21 protein-coding genes and 2 pseudogenes are annotated in these 20084 nt (G+C 71.5%); 9 read left to right on the top strand and 14 right to left on the bottom strand.

All coding sequences use genetic code 11. The annotated features are described in order from the left end of the window. Window positions 1-7: 7 nt before the first annotated feature. From OIE51_RS26615 to OIE51_RS26585, 7 genes are all read right to left on the bottom strand, one after another. Window positions 8-1126: an ABC transporter ATP-binding protein gene (locus OIE51_RS26615; RefSeq protein WP_326600425.1), complete on the bottom strand. Its 1119-nt coding sequence runs from the start codon at window positions 1124-1126 to the stop codon at window positions 8-10. Window positions 1127-1238: 112 nt separating this feature from the next. Then, entirely contained in the window at window positions 1239-3101 is a 1863-nt protein-coding gene (locus tag OIE51_RS26610) for an ABC transporter permease (protein ID WP_326600424.1), read from the bottom strand. Beyond that, window positions 3098-4243: an ABC transporter substrate-binding protein gene (locus OIE51_RS26605; protein ID WP_326600423.1), complete on the bottom strand. Its 1146-nt coding sequence runs from the start codon at window positions 4241-4243 to the stop codon at window positions 3098-3100. The genes OIE51_RS26610 and OIE51_RS26605 overlap by 4 nt, the downstream gene beginning before the upstream one ends. A 138-nt stretch (window positions 4244-4381) precedes the next feature. Then, window positions 4382-5482 carry an alcohol dehydrogenase catalytic domain-containing protein gene (locus OIE51_RS26600; RefSeq protein WP_326600422.1) on the bottom strand — a complete coding sequence of 367 codons (1101 nt, stop codon included), beginning with the start codon at window positions 5480-5482 and terminating at the stop codon, window positions 4382-4384. Beyond that, window positions 5479-6462, bottom strand: a complete 984-nt coding sequence (locus OIE51_RS26595) for a hypothetical protein (RefSeq protein ID WP_326600421.1) — start codon at window positions 6460-6462, stop codon at window positions 5479-5481. Before OIE51_RS26595 ends, OIE51_RS26600 begins: the two co-directional genes overlap by 4 nt. Window positions 6463-6768: 306 nt before the next feature. Beyond that, window positions 6769-7584: an IclR family transcriptional regulator gene (locus tag OIE51_RS26590; protein ID WP_326600420.1), complete on the bottom strand. Its 816-nt coding sequence runs from the start codon at window positions 7582-7584 to the stop codon at window positions 6769-6771. Window positions 7585-7618: 34 nt separating this feature from the next. Next, a complete protein-coding gene (locus OIE51_RS26585) occupies window positions 7619-8389 on the bottom strand; it encodes a FadR/GntR family transcriptional regulator (RefSeq protein ID WP_326600419.1) in 771 nt (256 codons plus the stop codon). Window positions 8390-8544: 155 nt separating this feature from the next. Here OIE51_RS26585 and OIE51_RS26580 point away from each other — a divergent pair, with 155 nt between their 5' ends. From OIE51_RS26580 to OIE51_RS26555, 6 genes and pseudogenes are all read left to right on the top strand, one after another. Then, complete coding sequence (locus OIE51_RS26580; protein ID WP_326600418.1) at window positions 8545-9066, top strand: flavin reductase family protein; 522 nt, start codon at window positions 8545-8547, stop codon at window positions 9064-9066. A 47-nt stretch (window positions 9067-9113) separates the two neighbouring features. After that, a complete protein-coding gene (locus OIE51_RS26575; RefSeq protein WP_326600417.1) occupies window positions 9114-10289 on the top strand; it encodes an acyl-CoA dehydrogenase family protein in 1176 nt (391 codons plus the stop codon). After that, window positions 10286-11110, top strand: a complete 825-nt coding sequence (locus tag OIE51_RS26570; RefSeq protein WP_326600416.1) for a transposase — start codon at window positions 10286-10288, stop codon at window positions 11108-11110. Before OIE51_RS26575 ends, OIE51_RS26570 begins: the two co-directional genes overlap by 4 nt. After that, window positions 11055-11657, top strand: coding sequence for a hypothetical protein (locus OIE51_RS26565; protein ID WP_326600415.1), 603 nt, complete (start codon window positions 11055-11057; stop codon window positions 11655-11657). The genes OIE51_RS26570 and OIE51_RS26565 overlap by 56 nt, the downstream gene beginning before the upstream one ends. Before the next feature lie 25 nt (window positions 11658-11682). Next, a pseudogene (locus OIE51_RS27095) lies at window positions 11683-11880 on the top strand (transposase); the annotation flags it as partial. 274 nt (window positions 11881-12154) lie between these two features. Continuing rightward, on the top strand, window positions 12155-13231 hold the full coding sequence (locus tag OIE51_RS26555) for a substrate-binding domain-containing protein (RefSeq protein WP_326600414.1): 1077 nt from the start codon (window positions 12155-12157) through the stop codon (window positions 13229-13231). A 164-nt stretch (window positions 13232-13395) separates the two neighbouring features. Here the strand turns inward: OIE51_RS26555 and OIE51_RS26550 are convergent, their stop codons facing one another. Further along, window positions 13396-14328 carry a transposase family protein gene (locus OIE51_RS26550; protein ID WP_326600413.1) on the bottom strand — a complete coding sequence of 311 codons (933 nt, stop codon included), beginning with the start codon at window positions 14326-14328 and terminating at the stop codon, window positions 13396-13398. A 176-nt stretch (window positions 14329-14504) separates the two neighbouring features. Here OIE51_RS26550 and OIE51_RS26545 point away from each other — a divergent pair, with 176 nt between their 5' ends. Together OIE51_RS26545 and OIE51_RS26540 are read left to right on the top strand one after the other, a co-directional pair. Continuing rightward, a complete protein-coding gene (locus tag OIE51_RS26545; RefSeq protein WP_326600412.1) occupies window positions 14505-14840 on the top strand; it encodes an ArsR/SmtB family transcription factor in 336 nt (111 codons plus the stop codon). A gap of 2 nt (window positions 14841-14842) precedes the next feature. Next, window positions 14843-15565, top strand: coding sequence for a cation transporter (locus tag OIE51_RS26540; RefSeq protein WP_326600411.1), 723 nt, complete (start codon window positions 14843-14845; stop codon window positions 15563-15565). Between the two features lie 7 nt (window positions 15566-15572). Here the strand turns inward: OIE51_RS26540 and OIE51_RS26535 are convergent. Further along, a pseudogene (locus tag OIE51_RS26535) lies at window positions 15573-16060 on the bottom strand (transposase); the annotation flags it as partial. Between the two features lie 109 nt (window positions 16061-16169). Here OIE51_RS26535 and OIE51_RS26530 point away from each other — a divergent pair. Next, a complete protein-coding gene (locus OIE51_RS26530) occupies window positions 16170-16349 on the top strand; it encodes a hypothetical protein (RefSeq protein ID WP_326600410.1) in 180 nt (59 codons plus the stop codon). Window positions 16350-16726: 377 nt separating this feature from the next. Here the strand turns inward: OIE51_RS26530 and OIE51_RS26525 are convergent, their stop codons facing one another. The 5 genes from OIE51_RS26525 to OIE51_RS27090 form a co-directional block, all read right to left on the bottom strand. Then, the gene (locus OIE51_RS26525; RefSeq protein WP_326600409.1) at window positions 16727-17467 is read right to left on the bottom strand and encodes an SDR family NAD(P)-dependent oxidoreductase; all 741 of its coding nucleotides are present in this window, start codon (window positions 17465-17467) and stop codon (window positions 16727-16729) included. Between the two features lie 54 nt (window positions 17468-17521). Further along, window positions 17522-18634 (bottom strand): alanine racemase, encoded by a 1113-nt coding sequence (locus tag OIE51_RS26520; RefSeq protein ID WP_326600408.1) that lies wholly within the window; start codon window positions 18632-18634, stop codon window positions 17522-17524. A 71-nt stretch (window positions 18635-18705) separates the two neighbouring features. Beyond that, on the bottom strand, window positions 18706-19182 hold the full coding sequence (locus OIE51_RS26515; protein WP_326600407.1) for a RidA family protein: 477 nt from the start codon (window positions 19180-19182) through the stop codon (window positions 18706-18708). A 294-nt stretch (window positions 19183-19476) separates the two neighbouring features. After that, on the bottom strand, window positions 19477-19797 hold the full coding sequence (locus tag OIE51_RS26510; protein ID WP_326600406.1) for a hypothetical protein: 321 nt from the start codon (window positions 19795-19797) through the stop codon (window positions 19477-19479). Further along, window positions 19787-20050, bottom strand: coding sequence for a helix-turn-helix domain-containing protein (locus OIE51_RS27090; protein ID WP_442812024.1), 264 nt, complete (start codon window positions 20048-20050; stop codon window positions 19787-19789). Before OIE51_RS27090 ends, OIE51_RS26510 begins: the two co-directional genes overlap by 11 nt. Between the last annotated feature and the right edge of the window lie 34 nt (window positions 20051-20084).

Genomic DNA, 20084 nt, shown 5'->3' with positions numbered 1-20084 from the left:
CGCGCGGTCAGTCCCGGGTGGGGATGACGGACAGGGACTCGGCGGGCAGCTCCAGCCACGCCTTGTCGCCGGAGACGGCGGCCAGGTAGGGCTCCTGCCGGGTGACCCACACGTCGTCGCCGACGCGGACGTGACAGTCGACGCGCTCGCCGACGAACATCACCTGCTCGACCTCGCCGGTGATGACGTTGGCCGCCGGGCCCGGCTCGGTCAGGTGCAGCCGGACGGACTCGGGCCGCACGGCCAGCAGCACCGCCTCCCCGGCGCTCGCGCCGTGCCCGCCGGTGCCGACCAGCTCGCCGACGGCCGTCCCGATGCGGGTGCCGTCACCGCCGGTGCCGGCGACCGTGCCGGGCAGGAAGTTGGTCGTACCGACGAAGTCGGCCACGAACCGGGTCGCGGGACGCTGGTAGATGTCGCGCGGGCTGCCCTCCTGGACGATGCGCCCCGCCGACATCACGGCGATGCGGCTGGACATGCTCAGCGCCTCGTCCTGGTCGTGGGTCACATAGAGGGTGGTGATGCCGAGCTGCTTCTGGAGCGCGGACAGCTCCGCGCGCATCGCCTGCCGGAGCTTGGCGTCCAGGTTGGACAGCGGCTCGTCCAGCAGCAGCAGCTTGGGGCGCCGGACCAGGGCGCGGGCCAGCGCGAGGCGCTGCTGCTGGCCGCCGGACAACTGGGTGGCCATGCGCCCGGCGTACGCGTCGAGCTGCACGGCGGCCAGGGCACCGCCCACCCGTTCGGCTATCTCCGCCTTCGGCGTCCTGGTCCTGGCCACCTGGAGCGGGAACGCGGCGTTGTCGAAGACCGTCATGTGCGGCCAGATGCCGTAGCTCTGGAACACCATGCCGATGTCGCGCTTGTTGGCCGGGACGAAGTGGCCCGCGGCGGGGTCGGCGACCACGGTGCCGTCGATGACGACGCGCCCGCCGTCCGGGCGTTCCAGGCCCGCGACCGAGCGCAGCGTCGACGTCTTGCCGCAGCCCGAGGGGCCGAGCAGGGTGTACAGCTCGCCCTCCTTCAGCTCGAAGCTCACGTCGTCCACGGCCCTGACCGTGGTGTCGCGGTCCGCGAAGCCCTTGCGCAGGCCCTCCACGGCGAGTGGGCGGTTGCCGGTGCCGGTCATGAGTGGTCCTCCTTCTCCGTTGTCAGCGGTGTCTCCGTCGGCCGCGGTGTCCCGGCCGGCCGCGGTGTCCCGGCCGGCCGCGGTGTCCCGGTCGTCGCCGGGTGGCGCGGCGTCACAGGCCCGTTCCCCCCGCCGCTCCGCCGGCCGGGCCCCCGGCCCTGGCACCGGCTCCGGGGCCCGCGCCCGACCGGCCGCGTGTGAAGACGAGGAACAGCACGACGACCGGGGTCATGAACAGGATCATCAGCAGCGTGACCGCCGAGGAGGCGCCGACCTGGCCGGTGTTGTAGAGCATCCAGGAGGCCACGGAGAGGGTGAGCGTGTCCTGCGAGCCGAGCAGCGTCGGCACGGTCAGGTCGCGCAGGGTCAGCAGCGCCAGCCACAGCCAGGTGTACGTGGCCACGGGCCGCAGCAGCGGCAGGGTGACGCGGCGGACGGTCGCCCAGGTGGAGGCGCCCGACATGGCCGCCGCCTCCTCCAGCTCGGTGTGGATCTGCACCAGCCCGGCGTTGAACATGCGGGTGCCGAACGCGACCTGGATCAGGGCCATGACCACGACGAGGATCGCCAGCGTGCCGTAGAGGCTGTACCAGCCGTCGGTCCAGTACAGGGCGGCGATCATGGCGCTGAAGGCGAAGATGGTGCTCGGCACGGCCTGCGGCAGGAACGCCGTGAAGTCGTACAGGTAGCGGAAACGCAGCCGGGAGCGGACCACGACGTAGGAGAACGCCAGGCTCAGCAGCACCGCGAGGGTGGGTGCCAGCACCATCAGCTTGACCGTGGTCTCCAGGCCCCGCAGGACGTAGTCCCAGTCCAGGTCCCGGTAGTTGTCGAACGACACGTGCTCCAGGGCCTCGGCCGACGGCTTCTGCACGTAGGGCAGCAGCGAGGTCCACACGACCATGAGGAACGGCAGCACGGCCGACCACAGGAAGTACCCGCCGACGAACAGCCAGGCGGCCCAGCGCCAGCGGCCCAGCGGGACGCGCGCCGGCCGGTACCCCTTGCCGGTGACGACCTGGTACTTGCGGGCCGACTTCAGCGTGCGCAGGTACCAGAGGCTGAAGCCGATCGCGAGCAGGATCATCACACCGCTGAACGCCGCCGGGACACCGTACTCGGTGACGCCGACCGAGGGGTTGGTCGCCACGTACAGGTAGCTGCTGAAGACGTGGATGCCGTTGGACAGGCCCATGATCAGCGGGATGTCCAGGGAGGAGATGGCGATGGTGGCGGTGAAGATGCCCGCGCCGAGCATGCTGGGGTAGATCAGCGGCAGCGTCACGCGGCGCAGCACCCGCCAGGGACCGGCGCCGGAGGCGCGGGCGGCCTCCTCCAGCGAGCCGTCCACGGAGCGGAGGCTGCTGGAGACCATGACGAAGACGAGGGCGGACAGGCCCAGGCCCTCGACGAAGCCCATGCCGATCAGCGACGTGATGTTGACCGGCCCCTCGGACAGGCCGAACCACTCCATCAGCCACTGGTTGACGGCGCCGACGCGCGGGTGGAACAGGAAGATCCAGCCCATGGCGGTGAAGAAGCCGGGGATGAGGATGCGCAGCACCATCGCGGTGTTGATGGTGCGCTCCCAGCCGAAGTCGGTCCGCTCCACCAGCAGCGCGAGGGCGGTGCCGAGGAGGAGCGCGACGACCTGGGTGACGGCGACGTAGATCAGGGTGTTGAGGACGACCTCCCAGACCTGGGAGTCGCCGAAGAGCGAGGTGTAGTTGTCGAACGTGAGGGCGCCGTCGGGTGATCCGTTCTCGCGGAAGCCCAGGTAGGTCACGAGGATCAGCAGGGCGACGACGCACAGGGCCGGGACGGCGATGAGGGCCGCGAGGACGCCGGTGGCGGTGGGCCGGCGGCGGCGCCGGCGGCGGCCGGGCGCGGGCGGGGCCTGGCCAGCCGGGGGCGGCGTCGCCCCCGTGCCGGTCCGGGTGTCCTGGTTTTCCTGGATTGCCTGGGTGTTGGTCATTTGGTCGTCAGCAGCCCGATCAGCTCGTCCTTGAACTCGGTGTTGTAGAGCTCGGGGTGGTCGGCGGTGAACTGGTAGTCGACCTCGGTGAAGTTCACGCCGTCCGCCTCGTACTCGGCGATCTCCTGGGCGGTCCGGCTGCCCTCGACCAGGCGGTTGTCGGCGAACTCCTGCTCGTAGAGCAGCTCCTGCGCCTCCGGGGTGACCAGCCAGGTCGCGAACAGCGTGGCGGCGGCCGGGTGCTGGGCGTTCTCGGGGATGCCCATGTACCAGCTCGACACGCTGGCCGCGTCCGCCAGGACGGCCGTCTCCAGCGGGGCGCCCTCCTCGGCGACGACGTCGGCGAGGTTCTTGCCGCAGGAGATCCACAGCGCGGCGAACTCGCCGGACGCCACGCGGTTCAGCTCGCCGCAGCCGAAGTAGCCCTCGGGCTCGAACGCGCGGAGGTAGTCGCGCACGCCGTCGACGCCCATCGCCTCGTCGGCGCCGAGCACGTTGAACTGCGCGGCGTACGGGGTGCTGGCGATCGCCTGGTCCATCTCCAGGACGTCGGCGGCGGTCCGCGGCACCTCGTCCTCGCTGATGAGGGTGGTGTTGTAGGTGAAGCCGGGGATCTGGTCGAGCAGGCTGAGCGCCATGTTGTCGCCGCTGGCCAGGCCCTCGGTCCACGGCGCGACGGCCGCCCAGTCGGTCTCGGCGAGGGCGCCGGCCTGGGCGGCGTTGCGGATCAGCTCGGGGTTGCCGAGCAGGGCGTCGGTGGACGACGGGGAGCCGGCGTTGTGCTCCTGGATGAGCTTGGCGGTGTTGCCCGGCATGTTCTGGTCGGGGGTGAGGGTGACGTCCAGGTCGAGGCCGTATGCCTCCTGGAAGGCGTCGACCAGGGAGTCGAGGCCGCCCTGCCCGTGCAGGCCCCAGTTGAGGCTGAGGGCGCCCTCCTCCTCGGCCGCGGCGACGAGGTCGGCCAGCGCGGGGTTGTCCGCGAGCCGCTGCTGCGCGGCGTCGGCGGCCGAGGGCCCGTCGTCGCCGCCGGAGGAGTTGCCGGAGTCGGAGTCGGAGCCGCAGCCGGCGGTCAGGGCGATCGCCACGGTGGCGGCGGTCGCGGCGGTGGCGTATCTCCAGTGGTGATGCGAACGGCGTCTCACGGGAATCTCTTTTCTTTCTCTCGCGGCTCTTTCACGGCTCATGAGCGTCGCGAAACAGACGACTTATCGGCACTTCATTCGAATTGGCGTTCGATTGAGGAGGTGGGGAGGGCCCGGGTGGCGGCCGGGTGGGGTGGGTCAGGGGGTGACGACGCCCATCCACATGGGCTCGTCGCGGCTGAGCATGAGGGTGACGGCCTCGTTCACCTGGGTGAGCGGGAAGCGGTGGGTGATCAGATCGTCGGCGCGCAGGGCGCCGGAGCCGAGGAGGTCGAGCACGGCGGCGGTGTCGACCCGGGTGCAGGCGCGGGTGCCAATGAAGCGCCAGCAGGCGTGCATGACCTCCCGCATCGGGAAGGGGAACGGCGCGTGGTTGCCGCCCATGTGCACCAGCGTCCCGCCGGTCGCCAGCGCGGCGGCGGTCTGCCCGGTGCCCGCGCCGCCGGGCAGGAAGTCGACGGCCGCGTCGGCGCCGCGCGGCACCAGCTCGTGCAGGCGCCGGGTCAGCGCGCCGGTGGTCTCCCAGTCCTCGCCCAGTTCGCTCAGCGCGACCGTGTCGGCGGGCAGCGAGCCGGCCAGCGCCCGCACGTCGGCCAGCCGGTCGGCCGAGCGGCCGACCAGCACCAGCCGCGCGGCGCCGAAGAACCGGGCCAGCTTGACGGTGGACACGCCCATGGTGCCGGTGGCGGCGGTGACGACCAGGGTGCCGCCGAGCGGGAGCGCGGCGCACTTCAGGGCGCGGACCGCGTTGGCCAGGTCGTGCACCTTGGCGCCGACCTCGAAGCTCACGGTGTCGGGCAGCGGATCGACCAGCCACCGCGGCACCCGCACATAGTCGGCGAGCCCGCCGTCGTGGTACTCGGCGTACAGCCGCAGCGGCCCGGTCCCGAAGGCGGCGTGGCCGATCATCGCGGTCTCCGCGCACATCTGCTCGCGGTCGGTGCGGCAGTACACGCAGGAGCGGCACGACAGCATCGGGTGGACCCGGACCCGGCGGCCGGTCAGCGACGCGTCGTCCGCCGAGCCCACCGCCACGACGGTGCCCGCGATCTCGTGGCCGGGCGTGGTGGGCAGGTGCGTGAACGCGCCGCGGGCCAGCAGCTTCATCATGCTGGGCGCGAGCCCGGCGGCGGCGACCTTGACGAGCACGTCCCCCGGTCCCGGCTCGGGGACCGGGATCTGCTCCAGCCGCAGCTTCTCCTCGCCCCGGTGGGCGCGGACCGCAGTCATGAGGGTCATGACGCCGCCCGGAGGCGCTCGACACCTGCCGCCGTGATCGGCTCGCTCTTCTTGCTGCCGTCGGCGACCTGTGGCACGTCGCGGGCCGAGAGGAGCGCGATGTGGGCGCTCGGGCCGTGGTGGACGCTGGTGAACGCGACACCGACCGGGAGGCGGACGAAGTCGCCCGGTTCGAGGTCGAGGGCGCCGCGCTGGGTCACCAGGGTCCGCCGGCCGCTGATCTGGTACTGGATCTCGGTGGCGTTGCGGTGCCGGACGTACTCGCGGCCGTCGGAGGCGGGCGTCACCACGCGGCCGATGTGGACGTCGGCGGAGCGGTAGAGCCAGGTGGCGCCGGGCGCGTGCTCGTCCGGGCGCTGGACGCGGATGCGCTCCCGCACCGTCCGGGCGTGGCCGAGCAGCAGCCGTTCGTCGGTCGGGTACATCGCGATGTCGTGCCCGGGGCCGCCGAGGCACTCGGTGATCAGCTCGTTGACGGTGACCGGCTCCCAGCCGGGGAACGGCACGTCCAGCGCCTCGGCGGTGCGGGCGGCGGGCTGCGCCTCCTCGACCGGGGCCGGGATGTAGAAGAGCAGGTGGATGTCCTCCCGCCCGAAGTTGTCGTGGGCGACGGCGACGGGAATGCGCGAGAAGTCGCCGCGCGTGAGCTCGACCGTGCCCAGCTCCGTCATCAGCGTCCGCTCGCCCCACACCTGGTAGGACATCTCGTCCACGTCACAGTTGCGATGGTAGAAGGGCTGGCGGTTGTTCATCGTCTGCCACTCGACGCGCATGTGGTCGCTCTCGTACACGCCACGGGGGTGCCCGAACTCCATGGGCACGTACTCGGGCGTGAAGTGCACCGCTTCGACGGGCGGTTGGCCCCGGAGCTGCTTGCGGCCCGGCAGCGGTTCGGCGAGCAGCAACTCCTCCTCGCGCGCCAGGCGGATGGACCGCTTGTCGAACGGGAACGCGTCGATGGTCTCGTGCACGAGGCCCATGTCGATCCTCCTTGATCGGCGCCGGCTGCGTCAGGTGTGGCGGCCGGTGTCGACGGCCTCGACCCTCCGGCGGCTTGTCCTGCTATTTAGGATCACTGTCCTTCTAGGCGGGACCCTGCCACAGGCGGGGGGCGCGGTCAATACACCTGCGGACACGATGTGAAGACGCGGTGCGGCCACCGCCGGACGGTCCATGCGGGGCGTTCACCTGCGGCGCGGCAGCGGAACTGCGGCCGCGCGGAGGCGGCGGCGCAACGGAGGCGGCGGAACAGAGGCGGCGGAACGGGCGGGCGGGGCGGGCCGGTGTCAGGTGGCGATGTCGAGGTCGAGCTGGGCCAGTCGGCGGGAGACCTCGTCGGCGGCCTCGCGGATCGCGGCCGTGACCCCGGGGACCTCCTCGTCCGGCACCCGGTGGGCGAGCGCGGCGACGCTCAGCGCGGCGACCACGGCACCGCCGGACGCGCGCACGGGCGCGGCGATGCCCAGCACGTCGGGGTCGATCTCGCCACGGGTCAGCGCGTAGCCCTGCTCCCGGATCACCGCCAGCCGCTTCCGCAGCTCCGCCGGGTCGGTGATGGTGGACTCGGTGAAACGCTCCAGGGGCCGGCCGAGGATGCGGTCCAGCTCCTCGTCCGGCGCCCACGCCAGGAGCGAGAGGGCGGCGGCGCCCGCGTTGACCGGCAGCACCTGGCCGCGTTCGTAGGACAGCCGCAGCGACTGGCCCGCCTCGACGCGCTCCAGGCAGACGACGGACGCGCCCGTGCGGCGGGTGAGCAGCAGGGGCTGCCTGATCCGGGCGACCAGCTCCCGCATCACCGGGCGGGCGACGTCGGACAGACCGACACCCTTGCGGGCGAGCCGGGCCAGGTCCAGGACGCGCGGGCCGATGCGGAACCCGGAGCCGCCGTCGTTCTCCTCCAGGAAGCCGTTGGCGGTCAGGCTCTGGAGGTAGCGGTAGGCGGTGGAGCGGGCCACGCCCAGGTGGGTGGCCACTTCGGCGGCGGAGAGGACCAGCCGCTCGTCGGAGAACAGCAGCAGGATGTCCAGCGCTCGGTCCGCCGTGGAGTTGCGTCCACGGTAGCCCGAGGAGGGCGCTATCTCTCGCGGCTCGGTACCGGGCATGGAGGAAATCTAACAGGCCGTGGGAACGCCCGGGTCAGCCGCCGCCGTGCCGGTGGATCAGGCGGAGGGCCTCGTCGCGGTCGCGCCGGTCGAGGGCGTCGACCAGGTCGGCGTGCAGGCGGTGCCGCTCCCGGATGTGGGCCGTCAGCGGGCGCTCACCGCCCGGGTGGACGGCCAGGGTGTGTTCCTGGATCAGGTCGAGCAGGCTGGTGTAGAGCGAACGCAGCAACGTGTTCGGGCTGACCGCGGCTATCCGGGCGTGCAGCCGCCAGTTCGCCCGCACGAACGCGTCCGGGTCCCCGGCCACGACCGCCGCCTCCATCTCGCCGAGGTGCCGCCGCAGGTCCGCGATGTCCGCCGGGGACGCGTGCCACAGCGCGTCCTCCACCAGCAGCGGGTCGAGGGCGTCGCGGACGCGCATCGCGTCGGAGACATCGGCCGCGGCGGCGTCCAGGGCCAGCACCGAGTTCCCCAGGCGGACCATCGGCGACTGCTCGGCGGCGAACAGCCCGCCGCCGGGCCCCGGCCGGACCGTGACCAGGCCGCGGGCCTGGAGCAGCCGCAGGGCTTCGTTGAACGTGCCGACCGAGACGCCGCACCGCCGGCGCAGCTCCTCCTTGGTGCCGAGCCTGGCGCCCGGCGCGGTGCCGGCCACCAGCGCGGCGATCCGCTCGGCGGCCATCCCGGCGCGGGAGCCGGCCGCGCGGTCCCAGTCGCCGCGCCGCAGCGCCGGCTGCGCCCCCGCCGCCCGTTCGGCGGACGTGTCCGCCGCGCGCCCCGCCGCGTTCCGCTCCCCTGCCGCCACGCGTCTCCCTCGCCGTTCCGGACCGGTCCCGGAAGTGACCGGAATTGATAATGACGAATAGCTTCGCACCCCTTGACGACTCGCGTAAACGGGGGGCAATCTCACCGTAATCATCATGGTGAATAGCTGCCTGGAGGCCGCCGTGGCAGGTGCGCGTGATCGGTGAGCAGGAGTTCCGCGACCTCATGGCCGGTGTCTGCGCCCCGGTCACCGTCGTGACCGGGGCCCTGGACGGTGTGCCGTACGGGGCGACCGTCAGCGCTTTCGCCGCGCTCTCGCTGCGCCCGCCGATGGTCATGGTGGCGCTCGACGCGAGATCGTCCCTGCTCACCCGGATCGTGGCCACCGGCCGGTTCGGGGTGAACGTGCTGGGCCACGCCCAGGCCGGGGTGGCGACGGCGTTCGCCCGGCGGGGCGCGGACCGTTTCGCGGGCGCCGACTGGGATTACGACCACGGGCTGCCGCGCCTGGCGCGGTCGCCGGGCTGGCTGGTCTGCGAGGTGGCCCGGGCGGTCGAGGGCGGCGACCACCTGCTGCTGCTCGGGACGGTGATCCACGCCGGGACCGGCACGGCGGCGCCGCTGGTCTACGCCCACCGCACGTTCGGCACCCACTCGGCCCTCGCCCGCCACCCGCGCCACAGCATCGCCGACCACGTCCGGGCGTGCGCCCGGTGACCGGGGCCCCGGCCCGGGGCCCCGCGGAGAAACGGAAGAGGGAGACCATGACGACGACCAACGACGACCTCGTCGCCGGGGCCGTGGCGCTCCAGCCGCTGCTGCGCGAGCACGCGGCGCGGACCGAGACCGACCGGCGCGTCCCCGGCGAGGTGATCGACGCGCTGAGCGAGGCGGGGCTGTTCCAGCTCGCGACCCCCCGGCGGTACGGCGGCCACCAGAGCGACATGCGGACCGTGCTGAACGTGTCGGCGGCGCTCGCCGAGGGGGACGGCTCCACCTCCTGGGTGGTCACCCTCATCAACGTGTGCAACTGGCTGACCAGCCTCTTCCCCGCGCGGGCCCAGGACGATGTGTTCGGCGACCGGCCCGGCGCCCGGGTCGCCGGGGTGCTCAGCCCCACCTCCACCACCCGGCGGGTGGCGGGCGGCTGGCGCGTCACCGGCCGCTGGTACTACACCTCCGGCTCCTGGCACGCGCACTGGGCCGTGCTCGGGGTGCCGCTGACCGACGACTCCGGCGAGGTCGTGGACCAGGGCCTGGCGCTGGTGCCCCGGGAGGACCTGGAGCTGGAGGAGACCTGGTTCGTGGCCGGGATGCGCGGCACGGGCAGCAACTGCCTCGTCGCGCGGGACGTGTTCGTCCCCGGGTACCGCGTGCTGTCGGTGCCGGCCGCGATCGAGGGCGACTACCCGACGGAGCGGAAGGACGAGGTGTTCCCCCGCTCCGCCTTCGTGCCGGTCCTCGCGCTGGTCCTGGCCGGGCCGCAGCTCGGGCTGGGCCGCGCCGCGCTGAAGTACGTCACCGCGAAGGCCGCCACGAAACCGATCTCGTACACCTTCTACGAGACGCAGGCCGAGTCGGTGGCCGTGCAGATCCGGATCGCGGAGGCCGCGATGCGCGTGGACACCGCCTTGCTGCACGCCCACCGCGCCGCCGACGACATCGACGCGGCGGCCCGGCGCGGCGAGTATCCCGACTTCCTCACCCGCGCCCGCGTGCGGGCCGACACCGGCCACGCGATCCGCAACACCATCGAGGCCATCCAGAGCCTGGTCGATGTCCACGGCGCGGGCACGTTCGCCGAGGTCAACCCGCTCCAGCGGATCTGGCGCGACGCCAACACCGCCGCCCGGCACGCGGTCGCCGCGCCGATGGTCGGCATCGAGGTCTACGGGAAGGCGCTGCTCGGCGTCGAGGAGCGGATCACCCCGCTGGTGTGAGCCGTCTGACCGTGCGGGGCGATGAGCTGTTCGAGCTAGCGGACGCGGTGCTGTGTGCGCCGGGTGCGGTGCACTCGGCGGTGCGGCTGACGCTGCTGCCCGAGCACCGGCGTGGGCACGGAGCGATGTACGACGGCCTCCACCAGGGCCGGATCGACGCCGCCGGACTGCGGCAGGTGCTGGCCGGCCTGACTCTGCCGCGGTTCCCCGACGGGCGGCTGGTGCTGGCGGTCGATGTCCCGCCGTGGCTCCGGTCGGACGCGCCGTGTTCGCCGGAGCGGCTGTTCTGCCACGTCTACGGCCGGGCGAAGACGGCCTCGCAGTTCATCCCGGGCTGGCCGTACTCGTTGGTAGCGGTGCTGGAGATGGGCGCCACGTCCTGGACGCAGATCCTGGACGCCGTCCGGCTCGGCCCGGCCGACGACGCCACCGCGGTCCCTGCCGCCCAGCTCCGCGACGTCGTCGACCGGCTCATCACCGCGGGCCAGTGGCAGCCCGGCGAGCCGGACATCCTGATCGTGACCGACGCCGGCTATGACGTCACCCGCCTGGCCTGGGTCCTGCGGGACCTCCCGGTCGAGCTGGTCGGGCGCATCCGCGGTGACCGCGTGATGCGGTTACCGAAGCCGCCGCGGCTTCCGGGGACGAACGGTCGGCCCGCCCGAGCACCGGCCGGAGTTCCGCTTCGCCAGGCCGGAGACCTGGCCCGAGCCCGCGGTCACCACCCGCACCGCCACCGCGAACTACGGCAAGGCCGTCACGCAGGTGTGGGACCGGGTCCACCCGCGGCTCACTCACCGGGCCGCCCGGCTCGACCATGAAGGCGAATTCCCGCTGATCGAGGGCACGCTGATCCGGCTGGAGGCCGAGCACCTGTCGAAGGACCGGGAGGCGCCGGCGGTGTGGTTGTGGTCCTCCAAGACCGGCGCCACCGACACGGACGTTGACCGCGCCTGGCAGGCGTTCCTGCGAAGGTTCGACCCGGAACACACCTTCCGGCTGTTCAAGCAGACGCTGGGCTGGACGAAGCCCCGCCTGCGGGAGCCCGGAACGGCCCCCGACCGGTGGACGTGGCTGATCATCGCCGCCTCCACCCAGCTCCGGCTCGCCCGCCCCCTGGCCCGGGACCTGCGGCACCCGTGGGAGAAGCCGGCCGCACCAGGCCGACTCACACCCGCCCGGGTCCGCCGGACGTTCCAGAACCTCCGCCAGCACATGCCCTGCCCCACCAGAGCACCGAAACCCCACCGGCCAGGCCCAGGACGACCACCCGGCACCAGAAACAGACGCCGAGCACCCCGCTACGACGTGGGCAAAACCGTCCGCCGCGAGAAGACCCTTATCGCCCTACAACAGCTGAAAGGTTGAAGAACAAGCTGAAGAGAGAGGTCTCATGTGGCGTGATTGGTGGTCTGCGGTTCGTGACGATCGTGGAGCGCTGGTGCCGGATGAGCTGTGGGAGTTGTTCCAGCGGGTGGTGCCGCCTGCCCCCACACGTCCGCAAGGAGGCGGCCGGCGGCGGTACGGCGACCGTGAGGTCCTGGCTGCGATCGTGTTCGTGGCCACCTCTGGGTGCACCCGGCCTCAGCTTCTGGACGATCGAGCGCACCGTAGCGTGGCTCGGCAGCTGCCGCAGACTGCACCGCCGCTACGAACGCAAGGCCCCGCACTTCCTCGCCTTCGCCGCCATCGCCTGCACCCTCGTCCGCTACCGCAGACTCACCACATGAGACTTCTTCCAAGGAGAAACCGCGCTGCCGCCGGTCCGGATTGCGCTCCGGGCCCGGCAAGGACAATTTGCGATCATTCTCCCGCTGGCCTTGCATGTGGGTAGCGAGCACCGGATGGGAAAGGAGGTCGTCGGTATGAGGGCGAGGCTTCAGGACGCCGTCGCGGCGGCTGCGGTGCTGGCGGTCGGCCTCGCCGGGTGCGGGACGGCGGAGGACGACGCCGACCGGAATGCCGCCGACGACGGCGGCTTCACCATCGGTCTGCTGCTCCCGGAGAACCAGACGTCCCGCTACGAGGAGTTCGACCGGCCGCTGATCACGAAGCGGATCGAGGAACTCTGCGCCGACTGCACCGTCGAGTATGCCAACGCCCAGGGCGAGGCGCTGCTCCAGCGTCAGCAGGTGAACGCCATGATCAGCAAGGGGGCCGAGGTGCTGCTCCTCAACGCCGTCGAGCCCCACGCCCTGGGCTCCGCAGTCGACACGGCGGCGGACGCGGGGGTCCCGGTCATCGCCTACGACCGCGAGGTTGAGGGCGCCGTCTCGGCGTTCATCACCTTCACCCCGGACGAGATCCTGCGGCTCCAGAGCCATGCGCTCCGCGACGCGCTGGGCGAGCGGGCCGACGGCGCCCGGATCGTCCGGGTCGAAGGTCCGGTGGTCTCGCCGCCGAACCTGTGGCTTCCCGGCCTGCAGGACAGGGCAGAGGTGACCATGCGCCAGGCTGCGAGGTGGAACGCCGAGAGCTCCTACAGCATCATGACCGGGGCCATCGCCGCCCTCGGGCCGGAGAACATCGACGGCGTGTTCGCAGCGAACGACGCACTGGCGGCCGGCGTCATCCCGGCCCTGAAGGACGCCGGTATCGAACGGCTGCCGCCCGTCACCGGCCAGGATGCCGAACTCGGCGCCGTGCAACGCATCATCGAGGGCGAACAGTACATGACCGTCTACAAGGCCTTCCCGCAGCAGGCCGACGCCGCCGCCGAGGTGGCCGTGGCACTGGGCCGCGATGAGTCCATCGCCCACCTCGCCACGGAGCGGGTGACCACGGACTTCCTCGATGACGTTCCCTCCATCCTGCTCGACCCGATTGCCGTGACGGCCGAGAACGTCGAGGACACGATCATCAGGGACGGCTTCTACTCGATCGACGAGATCTGCATCCCCCGGTACCGGCCGGCCTGTGACCGGGCTGGCCTCACCGGCTAGGCGTATCGACCTGCAGCGCTGTTGACGTCGAGTGATCGGGCGTTGGCCCGAGGCCCTGGCGGCCACGGTGTCGCCGGGCGCCATCTCGTGCCCTCAGCTTGTTCTTTAACGACCTCGTGCACGGTTGGCGGTGAGGCGTCGAGGGCTTCGGCGGGGCTCGGTGTTCACTTCCGCCGTGCGGGGATCAGGTCTGCGGTCTGCTGGTGGGACAGCAGGGCGGCGACGGCTTGGACGGTGTCGCTCGTGTGCTCGCGGCGGCCGAGGTGGCGGGCGAGGGCCCGCCAGTTCTTGAGGTGGGCGATGCCGTGCTCGACCCGGATACGTCGAGAGGAGTGCGCCTTGCGCTGTCGCTCGTGCATCTCCTCGTACCAGGCGGGTGCGTTCTTCCTGAACTTGCGGTGCGGTGGTGTCACCACTCGCCCTGCGGTCTGTGCGCCCAGGCCCTGGCAGCCGGCATCCGCGAGGATTTCGATCGCGGGCCCGTCGGCCAGGAGCTTGACCAGCCCCGACTGGCGGGCATGGGTGATGTCCGCGCAGCTTCCGGGTCGGGTCGGGCTGCAGAACAGGACGCGGCCGTCCGCGTCGGTGACGACCATGGCCTTGACGGCGTTCTGCTTGCTCTTGCCGGAGATGAACGTGTCCCGGTCCTTGCGTCCCACGGCCGGGCGACGGACCCGGATCTCGGTGCCGTCGACGATTCCGGTCTTCCCGCCGGCACCGAGATGGTCGACGACCTCCGCCAGGGTCCGCAGCCGGACGCCGGGGCTGATGGTGCACCCGCGCTCGGCGAGCAGGGGCCGCACCTCACCGACAGCGCGGGTGATCGTGGAACGGTCCACGCCGAACCAGCAGGCCGGCACGTCATGCGTGGCCCCGTGGCGGAGATGAACGAGCGTGGCCAGGAGCCGGTCGACGAACACCAGCCGGTGCTTCGCGCCGGCACCCACGGCCCGCTTCCGCGGCTTGGACGCCAGCCTGGCGTGGTGCCGCTCGTGCCACAACGGACCTACCTCCGCGACCAGTTCAGCGATCACATCGGCCGACAGGCCCGTGATCCTCCGGTCGCTGATGATCACTGCACGAGTCGCGATCCCCACCACACAACCATGATCAACGATCAAGAACTCAACGCCTCACCGCCAACTGTGCACAAGGTCGTTACAGTAGTAGGTGTTTGTGAACCTGGGGTAGTCCGGGTGCGCGCTGCGGAGCACCAGTACGCTTTGGTTCACGCCTCTGTGAATTCACGAAGTTGTGTACTAGCGTCGGCTGTGTGCTGACTGTTGCTTCTGACATCGAGGTGCTGGTCCGGTTCGGGCGTGCGCTGGCGGACCCGATCCGCTGCCGCATCCTGCTCGCGCTGCGCGAGGCGCCGGCCTACCCCTCCGACCTCGCCGACGCGCTGGGGATCTCCCGTACGCGGTTGTCGAACCACCTGGCGTGCCTGCGGGACTGCGGCCTGGTCGTCACCGTCCCCGTGAGCCGCCGCACCCGCTACGAGCTGGCCGACGAACGGCTCGGGCACGCGCTGGACGACCTGCGCGCCGCCGTGGTCGCCGTGGAGAGCGACCGGACCTGCCCGGACGCCGGGGAGAAGGGCTGCTGCTGACCATGACCGCCGACATACCGATGTCCCTCGGCCCCGGCCTGGCCCGCCGCGACGTGCTCACCCGGCGGATACGGCTGCTGGTGGCCACGACCATCACCTACAACGCCATCGAGGCGGCCGTCGCCCTCACCGCCGGCGCCCTCGCCTCCTCCTCCGCGCTGATCGGCTTCGGCCTGGACTCCCTCATCGAGGTCTCCTCCGCCGCCGCGGTCGCCTGGCAGTTCTCCGCCGCCGACCACGCGGCGCGCCAGGCCCGCGAGAAGACCACCCTGCGGATCATCGCGGTCTCCTTCCTCGCGCTGGCCGCCTACGTCACCCTCGACGCCACCCGCACCCTGGCCGACGCCAGCGAGGCCGACCCCTCCCTCCCCGGCATCGTCCTGGCCGCGCTCTCCCTGCTCGTGATGCCCTTCCTCTCCGCCGCCCAGCGCCGCGCCGGGCGCGAACTCGGCTCCGCCAGCGCGGTCGCCGACTCCCGGCAGACCCTGCTGTGCACCTACCTGTCCGCCGTCCTCCTGGCCGGCCTGGTCGCCAACGCCACCCTCGGCTGGACCTGGGCCGACCCCATCGCCGCCCTCGTCATCGCCGCCATCGCCGCGAAGGAGGGCCGTGATGCCTGGCAGGGCAAGGGCTGCTGCGCTGTTCCGGCAGCGGCGGCGGCGCCCTCTCCCCGCACCGCGACAGACGCGTGCGGCTGCCGACCCGGATACGCGTGCTGCGGATGAGCCGGCGGATCAGCCGGCCACGGTGGTCTTCTTCGTCCAGGCGGTGGCGGCGCCTTTGCGGGTCAGGCGCCTGGTCATCAACGTGATGAGTGCCCAGGTCAGGTGTGCTTCGGCGTGCTGGGGCAGGCGTTCGTAGCCGCGGACGTTGCGGCGGGCGTTCATCAGCCAGCCGATGGTGCGCTCGACGCGCCAGCGCCGGGGCAGGACCACGAAGCCTTTCGCGCCGCGCGGGCGGGCGACGGTGCGCAGGGTGAGCCAGAGGCGGTCTTCGGCCCAGGTGGTGAGCTGGCCGGCGTATGCGGAATCGGCCCAGACCTGGGTGATCTGGGGGTGGGTGAGCCGTGGGCGCCACAGGAGTTCGCGGGCGGCTTCGCGGTCGGTCATGTCGGCGGGCGTCACCGTGATCATCACCGGGAGGCCCGAGGTGTCGACGGCGATATGTCGCTTGCGGCCGTTGATCTTCTTTCCGGCGTCGTAGCCGCGGGTGGACGCTCCCCGACGGCGCCCGGCTGCTCGACGCCACGGACACGGCCGACGAACCGCGCGCCCTACTGGGAGCTTGACGTTCCACCTTGACCCGCCGCCAGCCCCATATGCTCATCCGATGGAGACGGCACTGATACTCGCCGGCAGTGGGGTCACGCTGCTCATCCTGATCATCTTCACCGTGCTGCTGCTGGGCGGCCGTCGAGTGCGGCGCGGCCGGAAACTCGGCCGCTACCCATACCGCGCCAAGCCCAACGGCACCCACGACAGCTCGTCGACGAGTAGCCCCCACTTCTGAGCTTTTTCTTAGGGTCCGAGGTCGAAATGGGCCTCGAACTAAGCCGTTCACCTGGGCGTTCGCCAGACGTAGAGGCGGCCTTCGTCTGATCATGTGCTCCGGCCAAGGTGCACCGATCAGGACGAAGGCCGTGAAGGTGAGTCTGCTGCCTGACACCGTTCCCGGAGAGGCGTTCGCGAAAGCGTCATGGTCCCGGGAGAAACGGCGGCGGGTCGGTCTCGGTGCCGGTCCTCGGACTCGGCTATCGGGCCGTTCGTACTGGTCAAAGGACAGCCCCGGCATACCGGGTGTCTCACCGCAGACTGACGGGCAGGGAGCCGACCAATGACCGTCGGGCCGCGCCAAGAACGGGCCGCGTCTTCGGGGCCGGTGCTTGTTCAGAACGCGGTATAGCCGCCGTCGACGGAGAGCACCGCGCCTGTGGTGTAGCTGGACTCTCCCGACGCGAGGAAAAGGACAGCGTTCGCGACCTCGTCCGGCGTGGCCAGACGACGGAGCGGGATGGAGGATTCCCGCATGCGCCGGTATGCCCCGGGGTCCGGACGTCTCTGGAACGACGCCTCGATGACGTCGGTCGCGGTCAGGCCCGGTGCCACGACGTTGACGCGGATGTTGCGCTCGGCCAGCTCGACCGCCGCACCGCGGGCGAGCATGATGAGCCCGCCTTTGGCCGCCGAATAGAGCGTCTGCTCAGGCATACCGACGATGCCCAGTCGCGAGCTGATGCAGACGATCGACCCACCCCGCGCTTCCTGCGGCATGAGCGGGATGAAGTGCTTCATCACCAGGAACGCGCTGAGCAGGTTGCTGTCGAGGACCTCTCGCGCGTCGGCCGGGCTGGTGTCGATGAGAGGTGCGTCGAGCTGCTGCCCATGTCCGATCACCAGGACATCGACGGTGCCGAAGTCCTGTGCCGCCTTGGCCGCCAGGGCCCGGACGAAGGAGTCGTCGTTCAGGTCACCGCTGAGATAGACATCCTCGGGGTCTTGGCTGTCGAGGGTGGGCCTCCGCCCGGTGAGGAGCAGGCGCGCGCCCTCTCTCCTGAACGAGGCGGTCACGGCCTGACCGATTCCGCTGGTGGCCCCCGTAATCACGGCCTTCACATTGTCGAGGCGCACGGGATCTCTCCTTCGGTAGTCGGCTCGCACTGGATCTGTCGCGGGGCTGCCGCGCTAGCTCAAACCACCGCGGGCGGCAACAGGCCATCGAGCCACGGGGTCGCCGGCCGCGTTGGTGACGATCAATTCGTCGAAGTTGTTGACCACTGGGCAGACATGGTTCGGGACGACCGCGAGCACGGTTCCCAGGGCCGGGTGGTCGCCCTCGTCGGACAGCGTGAGAAACCCGTGGTACTCGTTGAGTTTGGTGAGGTGACCGCCCTCCACTCCCAGGGCTGTTCCGTACCCCTTGGCCGGCGAACCTTCCCGGCCCAGGGCCTTCGTGCCCGCATCGAGGATCACCTGCTTCGGCACACTGTCACTGACCACCGTCGCCGTCAGGAAGAGCGCGATCTGCTCGGGCTGGCAGGCGCCCAGTCGCAGGTTGTCCATGTCGCCGAAGACGTACTCGCCGGGTCGTATCTCGTTGATCGGCGTTCCCGTGGAGAATGCCGCCGTCGGCGTCGAGCCGGCGCTCACGACCCGGGCTTCGATCCCTGCTTGATCGAAGCTCGTCACCGCGTGCCGCAGAGCCTCGCTCTGGTCACGTGCGGCGGCAGCGCGCACGTCGACGCCGCCGCTGCCGCCGTGGCCGGGATAGGTGTAGACGCCCACTGGACGCAGGCCGCACGTGGCGGCGAACGCAGCGAGTTCGCCGGCCTTCTCCGGTGCGACGCCCGAGCGCTTGGCGCCGCAGTCGACCTCGACGACGACCTCCAGGCGGCCAGGGGAGCTCCGCATCGTTTCGCCGAGCCTGGCCACGGCTTCTCGGCTGTCGATTCCCAGTCGCAGGCGCACGGTCTCGGCGAGGTGTCTGATGCGGCCGGGCTTCGTTCCCGCCGGCCAGACGGGATACGCGATGAAGATGTCCCTGAATCCCGCCGAGGCGAAGACCTCCGCCTCACCGATGTTGCCTGCGGTGATCCCTACCGCGCCGGCCTCAAGCTGGAGGCGTCCGATCTCGACGCACTTGTGTGTCTTGACGTGCGGCCGCAGGGCCATGTCATGCGCAGCGGCGAACTGCTGCATGCCCGAGATGTTGGCGTGCAGCGCGTCCAGGACCACCACGGGTGACGGGGTGTCGATGCGCTCGGAGAGGCCGCACAGTGCTTGTTCCAGGTGCTTCACAGCTCGTCCTCGGGGCGTGCGGGAGTGCGGTTCGGGGAGCGATCTCATCGGCCGGCGCGCATGGAGCCGTGTCACGCGACGGTGCAGATCATCTGGATCTCGATCGGGCTGTTCCGGGGCAGCGCCGCCACACCTATGGCGGTCCGCGCGTGCTCCCCGTTCTCCCCCAGGACCTTGAGGAGGAAGGAGCTCGCCGCATCCGCTACCCGGGACTGGTCACCGAAGTCGGGGGTGCTGGCGACGAAGACCAGCATCTGCACAAGTCTGACGTGTTCCAGGCCGCCGGCCGCTGACGCCGCGACCCCCAGGACGTTGAGGGCCGCGAGCCTGGCCGACTCCTGCGCCTGAGGTATGTCAACGTCCCGGCCGAGATGCCCTTGAGCAGGGAGTGCGCCGTCCACGTAGGGAAGCTGCCCGGAGATATGGATGGTCGATCCGTCCCGCCGGTACGGCACGTACCTCTCCTTGCCTGAAGCCTGCTCGGGCAGCGCGTAGCCCAGACGGCTCAGGCGGGCGGATACGGTCTCACCTGGAGGTTGAGAGGACATGGTCGGTTCCCTCCTCGGGCTGGCGCGGGGAAGCCGGGCGCCGACGGTTCCCGCGATCTCGGCCTCGCCACGGTAACGAGCACTCCGAAAGATTGTCAACAATACGCAATCGACAATCCGTGTTTCCCGGTGACGGCCGAGGCGTCGGGGTCTTCTCCCACCGGCCCAGAGCCGCTGCCGCTGTCTGGACGCCGACGAGACGGGCCGCAAGCGTGTGAAGTGGCTCGAAGGGATCGGCATGGCGGGGAACGCACCGGCCCTGGCCCGGGTGAAGCACGTCGCCGCGGCGCGGGCCTACGACGCCGAGCACGGCGCTCCGCGCGCCCCAGGACCGCCGCGATCGAGGGCAAGGCCATCGGGCAGTGGCTCACCAACCTCCGCCGCCCCGGCGGGCTGGGCAAGGACCCGGAACGGGCCGCGCGCCGCGCGCGGCAGCTCGCCGACATCGCCCCGGACGGGAACCGGGGCCATGGCCCGGCACCGTCCGACGTCGAGGTCACCGGCCGGCAGGGCGGCCGTCAGCTCCCCCGGGGAGCGCTGGTTGACGTCCGTGGCCGGACCGGGGCGGGCGGCGGCGGCCTGCCGCGGCAGCGCGATGACCTCCTCACCGGTCACGGCCGGGGTATGGCCCAGGCGCCGCGGCTCCGTTCGCCGCGGCCGGTGCGGCGGACCCGGCGCACCGTGGAGCGGGCCAGCCCGTGCGGGACGCGGGCGTCCTCGACCAGGCCCGTCCGGCTGGCAGCGGTTCCCTACGGGGACCGGTACGTTCGAGCGGGCGGACAGGCACCTCGCGTTCGAGGGAACGGACGGAGGCGGACAGCGCCCGCTGGGAGAGGCGGAGGCGGGTGGCGGCGCGGGGGGCTGCCACCTCCGCGACGGCGATCAGGTGGCCCGGCTCGTGC

It is taken from the genome of Streptomyces sp. NBC_01803, assembly GCF_035917415.1.
In the GTDB taxonomy this organism is placed as follows: domain Bacteria; phylum Actinomycetota; class Actinomycetes; order Streptomycetales; family Streptomycetaceae; genus Streptomyces.
Note: the sequence above shows the minus strand (reverse complement) of the source record. Positions and strands in the feature narration are given on the sequence as shown.